The sequence below is a fragment of the Lysinibacillus sp. FSL H8-0500 genome, from assembly GCF_038051955.1.
Taxonomy (GTDB): domain Bacteria; phylum Bacillota; class Bacilli; order Bacillales_A; family Planococcaceae; genus Lysinibacillus; species Lysinibacillus macroides.
In genome coordinates this window covers 4,818,845-4,825,430 of record NZ_CP150292.1, presented here as the reverse complement: position 1 = coordinate 4,825,430, position 6,586 = coordinate 4,818,845, and the positions used below count along the sequence as shown (strand labels likewise).

The following is a 6,586-nucleotide window of genomic DNA, read 5'->3' as shown; positions in this document are numbered from 1 at the left end:
GCTGCTAATCTCCTTTACATAGTTCAATACATAAAAACGCGCATTTATAGAAAAGGTAAATACGTTCATTTTACAACCCATCCACATACTCACATATTGTGGATAACAGTTAACCAAAGGCTGTGATAAAAATTATCCACAACATATTAACAACTGTGGATAATTTAATTATTCATTTTAGTTTTCAACAAAGTGAAGCACAGTAATCGTATCAGAAAAACAAAGCTATTTCAATAGTTTGTGAAACTTATCCACACACCTTATAGTTATGCACTTTTGAGTTGTCCACAGGAGCTGATTATGTGAAAAAGCTGTAGATAATGACTGTGGATAAAAAATATTGCAAAAAATACTATACACAACCCTGTGTAAAAAAAACAAGAGGTCTGTGGATAATTATTTTTTACAATCAATGCTGTAGATTAATTGGTTAAAAGAAAATTATGAAATACATTGACAGATTAGCTAGATACCTTATATAATATTCGAGTCTGTATGTTGAAAAATTCAACTCATTCAGGAGGTGTCTATATACAATGAAACGTACTTACCAACCAAAAAAACGTAAGCACAGTAAAGTTCACGGTTTCCGCGCACGTATGAGCACGAAAAACGGTCGCAAAGTTCTTGCTGCTCGTCGTCGTAAAGGAAGAAAAGTTTTATCAGCATAAAATAAGTCCACTGAGCCACATCAGTGGTCTTTTTTTTCTTTATTTTTGGTAAACCTAGAAATGAGGATCAAAAGATATTATCTAATAGCAGGTGAAAGTAATGAAAAAACGCCAGAGGGTTAAAAAAAATGAAGATTTTCAAAAGGTGTTTAAAAAAGGTAAATCTTTCGCTAATCGTCAATTTGTCGTTTATTTCTTACCGAAAGAGGGACAAATAGAATTTCGTGTAGGTTTATCGGTTAGTAAAAAGCTAGGTAATGCGGTAACTCGCAACCAAATAAAACGCTATATTCGACAAAGCATGCATGAATTAAAAGATGAGCTAAAGCCGAATATGGATTATGTTATTATCGCCAGACATCCGGCGGCCACTATGGATTTTCATGAAGTGAAACAAAGTTTGCAGCATGTACTACGAATCGCAAAAGTATTAAAAAAAGTGTAATATATGCAACCAAGTGGTCTGTATTGTTAACAATAAAAAAGGAAAATTTATATCTTTAAAATACACTAAGGGGTATTTTTTGCAGGATTTTACTGACATATATGTAAATTTTCCAGAAAACTTAATGTATAAATATATATAGTTAGAATATTTAGTAGAGTGAAACGTTATAGGCATGATAAAATAACTGATAGCTTTACCTTCATTTATCAGTGAGCGTCTAAGCACAAAATGAATGAAGTGGCGATGTCACTGATTTTTGAGGCGAGAAACTGTCAGTGAAGAAAGAAAATGCATATAGAATAAGAAAAAGTGAATAGTAATTGTAGGAGGAAGAAGGTTGAAAAAACAACATTGGGTAATTTTGTCGCTAGTATCAGTAGCTTTATTACTGTCTGGTTGTACAGAATTCAATGAACCAATTTCCAAAGACAGCACTGGCTTCTGGAATGAATTCATTGTTTGGCCACTTGTATCAGCGATAAAATTCTTTGCTGATCTGCTTGGTACGTATGCATGGGGAATCATTGCCGTAACGATTATTATCCGTTTAGCAATTTTGCCATTAATGATTAAACAAACAAAGAGCTCTAAAAAGATGCAAGAAATTCAGCCAAAATTGAAGGAATTGCAAAAGAAGTATGCTTCTAAGGATGCACAGACACAGCAACAGTATCAGAAAGAAATGATGAAGCTAATGAGTGAATCTGGTGTAAACCCAATTGCGGGATGTTTACCAGCACTCATTCAAATGCCAATTTTAATTGGCTTCTATCATGCCATTAGTCGTATGAATGCTACATCTGCGTTTGATTTAGGGAATTTCTTTATCTTCCCGTTAGCAGATCCTGCACCAGCATTGGCGATCATCGCAGGCTTAACGCAATTTATTGTATTACGTACAGGACCAGCAATGGATAATCCTCAAATGAAAATGATGATGTATATTATGCCATTTATGATTATTGCCTTTGGTATGGCTTTACCAGCTGCATTACCACTATATTGGGTAATCGGAAACATTATTTCGGTTGTTCAAAACCTGCTTATTTACAAACCTTGGAATAAAGATAAAACACAACCTGCTCAAAATGGAGGGGCTAAAAAGTGAAACAACTTACGCAAATAGGCGCAACAACACAAGAAGCGATCTCATTGGCGTTACAGAAACTTGGCAAAACCCGTGAACAAGTAGATGTTGAAGTTTTACAAGAAGGTAAAAAAGGATTTTTAGGTTTTGGCGCACGTTCTGCAGAGGTACGTGTAATAGTAAAGGAAGTTCAGGTTCCAACAATTGAAAGTGACAAAGCCGAACCGCAAAATGCTACTCAATTAGACGAACCATTATTAGTAGTAGATGATGTTGAAACAATAAGTTCACAAGTTTCTGAACAACCAAGTGAAATCGAAGAAGTTCAACAAGTTGTGAAAGAGCAAAATGATGAAATAGACTCGGCAAACCCAATTGAAGAGGCAAAAGCTTATTTAATAAGTATTGCTGAACAATTGGCTATTAATGATCTTGAGATTACAACGACACGTGAGGGGAAATATGTATTATTTCAACTAAAAAGTGAAAAAGCTGCACTGCTTATAGGAAAACGTGGTCAAACATTGAATGCCCTACAGCATTTGACACAGCTAATGTTAAATAAAAGTGCCAAGCAGTTCTTAATGGTGAAATTAGATGTAGAAAACTATCGTGAACGTCGTCAAGAGGCTTTAGAATTACTGGCAGATCGAATGGCGGACAAAGCGTTACGCTTAAATCAACGTGTGGCATTTGAACCAATGCCGTCTTACGAACGAAAAATAATTCATAATCAATTAGCCAATCGTTTAGATCTTGAAACGTATTCTGAGGGCACAGAGCCTAATCGTTATTTAGTGATCGAACCGGTAAAAAATAATTAAACGAATCACATACAGACAATATAGTTTGAAAGGTCATTTTATCTTCGCGATAAAGTGACCTTTTTTAATGAGACAGAGCAAATTTTGTCGAAAATAACAGTAGCTAAAAAAAATGATTTTATCCACATTTGGCAATGATCCTTACTTTAGATTTTGTTGAAAATATGTTAGTCTAAGGTGTTAGTAAGTATTGGTCGGTTTCGATTATCCACATGTGGATAACATTGAGGAGGTCATGAAATGGAGTTCGATACAATTGCTGCGATATCCACACCGATGGGTGAAGGTGCCATCGCTATTGTTCGCTTAAGTGGAGACGAAGCTGTGGCGATTGCAGATAAAATATTTAGATCACCAGGTGGAAAAAGTTTAATAACGAAGGATTCGCACACCATTCATTATGGACATTTAATTGATCCTAAAACAAATGAGGTAGTAGAGGAAGTTATGCTATCGCTGATGCGTGGACCAAAAACATTTACACGTGAGGATGTAATTGAAATAAACTGTCACGGTGGACTCGTTTCTGTTAATCGTGTATTGCAACTTGCGTTAACGAATGGAGCAAGATTAGCTGAGCCTGGCGAATTCACAAAACGAGCATTTTTAAATGGACGTATTGATTTATCACAGGCTGAAGCGGTTATGGATTTGATCAGGGCCAAAACAGATCGTGCGATGAATGTTGCTTTGGGTCAAATGGATGGAAAATTATCGAGACTTATTGGTGATTTACGCCAAGCTTTACTAGAGACATTAGCACAAGTAGAGGTTAATATAGATTATCCAGAGTATGATGATGTAGAAGAAATGACAGTACCTGTATTAGTCGAAAAATGTACATGGGTAAGCAATGAAATTCGTAAACTTCTACAAACATCTTCTCAAGGAAAAATTTTGCGTGAAGGCTTATCAACTGTTATTTTAGGTCGTCCAAACGTAGGGAAATCTTCGCTTTTAAATAGCCTAGTCCAAGAAAATAAGGCCATAGTGACAGATATTGCAGGGACGACTCGTGATATTATAGAAGAATACGTCAATGTACGTGGTGTTCCGCTTCGTTTAGTGGATACAGCAGGTATTCGAGAGACAGAAGATATTGTGGAACGAATTGGTGTAGAACGCTCACGGGAAGCCCTCCGTGGAGCAGATTTAATTCTGTTTGTATTAAACTATGCAGATGAATTAACTACTGAGGATGAGCGTCTATTCGAAACAATTGAAGCGATGGATTACATTGTCATTGTCAATAAAACAGATTTACCGCAAAAAGTTGATTTGGCACGAGTCAAAGAATTAGCTGGTGAGCATCGCATTGTAACGACATCTCTGTTACAAGAGGAAGGTATTACAGAGCTAGAGGAAGCTATTGCTGCATTATTCTTTGAGGGACAAATCGAAGCAGGCGATTTAACATATGTTTCAAATGCAAGACATATTGCACTTCTGCATCAAGCACAAGCAACGGTGGAGGATGCAATAGCAGCTGCACAGGCTGGAGTACCCGTGGATATGGTACAAATTGATGTCACAAGAACATGGGAAATACTTGGTGAAATCATTGGTGACACTGTACAAGAGAGCCTTATTAATCAACTATTTTCACAGTTCTGTTTAGGAAAATAATTTTATTATAGAGAGGAAGATACGAGCATGCCAACAAAATATGAGGCAGGCACGTTTGATGTTATTATAATTGGCGCAGGCCATGCAGGTGCTGAGGCTGCACATGCTGCGGCTAAAATGGGTGCTAAGACACTCATGTTAACAATCAATTTAGATATGATTGCATTTATGCCATGTAATCCATCTATCGGTGGCCCTGCCAAAGGAATTGTCGTACGTGAAATTGACGCTTTAGGTGGCGTCATGGGAAAAGTTATTGATAAAACACATATCCAAATGCGAATGTTAAATACAGGGAAAGGTCCAGCAGTACGTGCATTGCGCGCCCAAGCGGACAAAGTTTTATACCAACAAGAGATGAAACGTGTGTTGGAGGAAACTGAAAACTTAACAATCCATCAAGGAATGGTGGAAGAGCTGATTATTGAAGAGGAGGAAGTGAAAGGAGTTATTACACAAATTGGTGCTGTTTATCGTGCTAAAACAGTCGTTGTAACAACTGGTACTTTCCTACGTGGTGAAATTATTATTGGTAGCATTAAATATTCAAGTGGTCCTAATAACCAACAACCATCGATCCGCTTAGCAGATAATTTAAAAGAGCTTGGTTTTGACCTTGTTCGTTTTAAAACAGGTACACCACCACGTGTGAATAACCGTACAATTGATTACGATAAAACAGAGATTCAACCGGGAGATGATGTTCCACGTGCATTCAGCTTTGAAACAACTGAATTCATTATGGATCAACTACCTTGCTGGTTAACCTATACAAGCCCCGAAACACATGAAATTATTGAGGCGAATTTACATCTTTCACCAATGTATTCGGGAATGATTAAAGGGACAGGCCCTCGTTATTGCCCTTCAATTGAGGATAAAGTTGTGCGCTTTAATGATAAGCCACGACACCAAATTTTCTTAGAGCCTGAAGGCCGTAATACGCGTGAGGTCTATGTACAAGGTTTATCAACGAGCTTACCAGAGCATGTCCAAACCCGTTTACTAAAATCTATACCCGGCTTAGAAAATGCGGAAATGATGCGTGCTGGTTATGCGATTGAATACGATTCAATTGTGCCAACACAGCTATGGCCAACACTCGAAACAAAGCGTATTAAAGGCTTATATACAGCAGGGCAAATTAATGGTACATCTGGTTATGAGGAAGCGGCTGCACAAGGCTTAATGGCAGGAATGAATGCTGCTGCGAACGTCCTTGGTAAAGCTGAGTTAATTTTAAGTCGTTCTGATGCTTATATTGGCGTTTTGATTGACGACCTTGTGACAAAGGGAACAAATGAGCCATATCGTTTATTAACATCTCGTGCAGAGTATCGTCTACTGCTACGTCATGATAACGCTGATTTACGCTTAATGGAGCTAGGCTATAAAATGGGCATGATTTCAGAAGAACGTTATGCAAAATTCAATGAGAAAAAACAATTGATTGACAATGAAATTGCCCGTCTTCGCGAGGTAATTATTAAGCCAAATGAAGCAACACAGACTGCTATTCGTTCTGTTGGTGGTAGTGAACTAAAAGATGGTATACGTGGTGCAGATTTATTGAAACGTCCAGAAATGCATTATGAACTGATTTCCTCATTAATTCCTACAGATATCGAACTGACAGAAGAAGTGAAGGAGCAAATAGAAATTCAGCTTAAATATGAAGGCTATATTGAAAAGGCACTGCAACAAGTAGAAAAGCTGCATAAAATGGAAAATAAAAAAATTCCTGAAAATATTGATTATGATGCTATCTCAGGCTTAGCCACAGAAGCACGTCAAAAACTAAAACAGGTTACACCACTTTCCATTGCACAAGCTTCTCGTATTGCAGGTGTGAATCCAGCAGATATTTCAATTCTTCTCGTGTATATCGAACAAGGTAAAATTGCACGAGTAAGCAGCTAATAACCGTAAA

6 protein-coding genes are annotated in these 6,586 nt (G+C 37.2%); all 6 read left to right on the top strand.

Annotated features, from left to right (window positions below):
- The first annotated feature begins 536 nt into the window (after window positions 1-536).
- A complete protein-coding gene (rpmH, locus tag MHB44_RS23285) occupies window positions 537-671 on the top strand; it encodes a 50S ribosomal protein L34 (protein ID WP_004233310.1) in 135 nt (44 codons plus the stop codon).
- 100 nt (window positions 672-771) lie between these two features.
- The gene (rnpA, locus tag MHB44_RS23280) at window positions 772-1,116 is read left to right on the top strand and encodes a ribonuclease P protein component (RefSeq protein WP_341301089.1); all 345 of its coding nucleotides are present in this window, start codon (window positions 772-774) and stop codon (window positions 1,114-1,116) included.
- A 340-nt stretch (window positions 1,117-1,456) separates the two neighbouring features.
- Entirely contained in the window at window positions 1,457-2,227 is a 771-nt protein-coding gene (gene yidC, locus MHB44_RS23275; RefSeq protein WP_341301088.1) for a membrane protein insertase YidC, read from the top strand.
- Window positions 2,224-3,030 (top strand): RNA-binding cell elongation regulator Jag/EloR, encoded by an 807-nt coding sequence (gene jag, locus MHB44_RS23270; protein WP_341301087.1) that lies wholly within the window; start codon window positions 2,224-2,226, stop codon window positions 3,028-3,030. The genes yidC and jag overlap by 4 nt, the downstream gene beginning before the upstream one ends.
- A gap of 240 nt (window positions 3,031-3,270) precedes the next feature.
- Entirely contained in the window at window positions 3,271-4,656 is a 1,386-nt protein-coding gene (gene mnmE / locus MHB44_RS23265; RefSeq protein WP_341301086.1) for a tRNA uridine-5-carboxymethylaminomethyl(34) synthesis GTPase MnmE, read from the top strand.
- Between the two features lie 27 nt (window positions 4,657-4,683).
- A complete protein-coding gene (gene mnmG / locus MHB44_RS23260) occupies window positions 4,684-6,576 on the top strand; it encodes a tRNA uridine-5-carboxymethylaminomethyl(34) synthesis enzyme MnmG (RefSeq protein WP_341301085.1) in 1,893 nt (630 codons plus the stop codon).
- The last annotated feature ends 10 nt before the right edge of the window (window positions 6,577-6,586 follow it).

Coding starts and splice junctions, on each gene's coding strand:
- rnpA (WP_341301089.1), top strand. CDS start 772: ATGAAAAAACGCCAGAGGGTTAAAAAAAATGAAGATTTTCAAAAGGTG.
- rpmH (WP_004233310.1), top strand. CDS start 537: ATGAAACGTACTTACCAACCAAAAAAACGTAAGCACAGTAAAGTTCAC.
- mnmG (WP_341301085.1), top strand. CDS start 4,684: ATGCCAACAAAATATGAGGCAGGCACGTTTGATGTTATTATAATTGGC.
- mnmE (WP_341301086.1), top strand. CDS start 3,271: ATGGAGTTCGATACAATTGCTGCGATATCCACACCGATGGGTGAAGGT.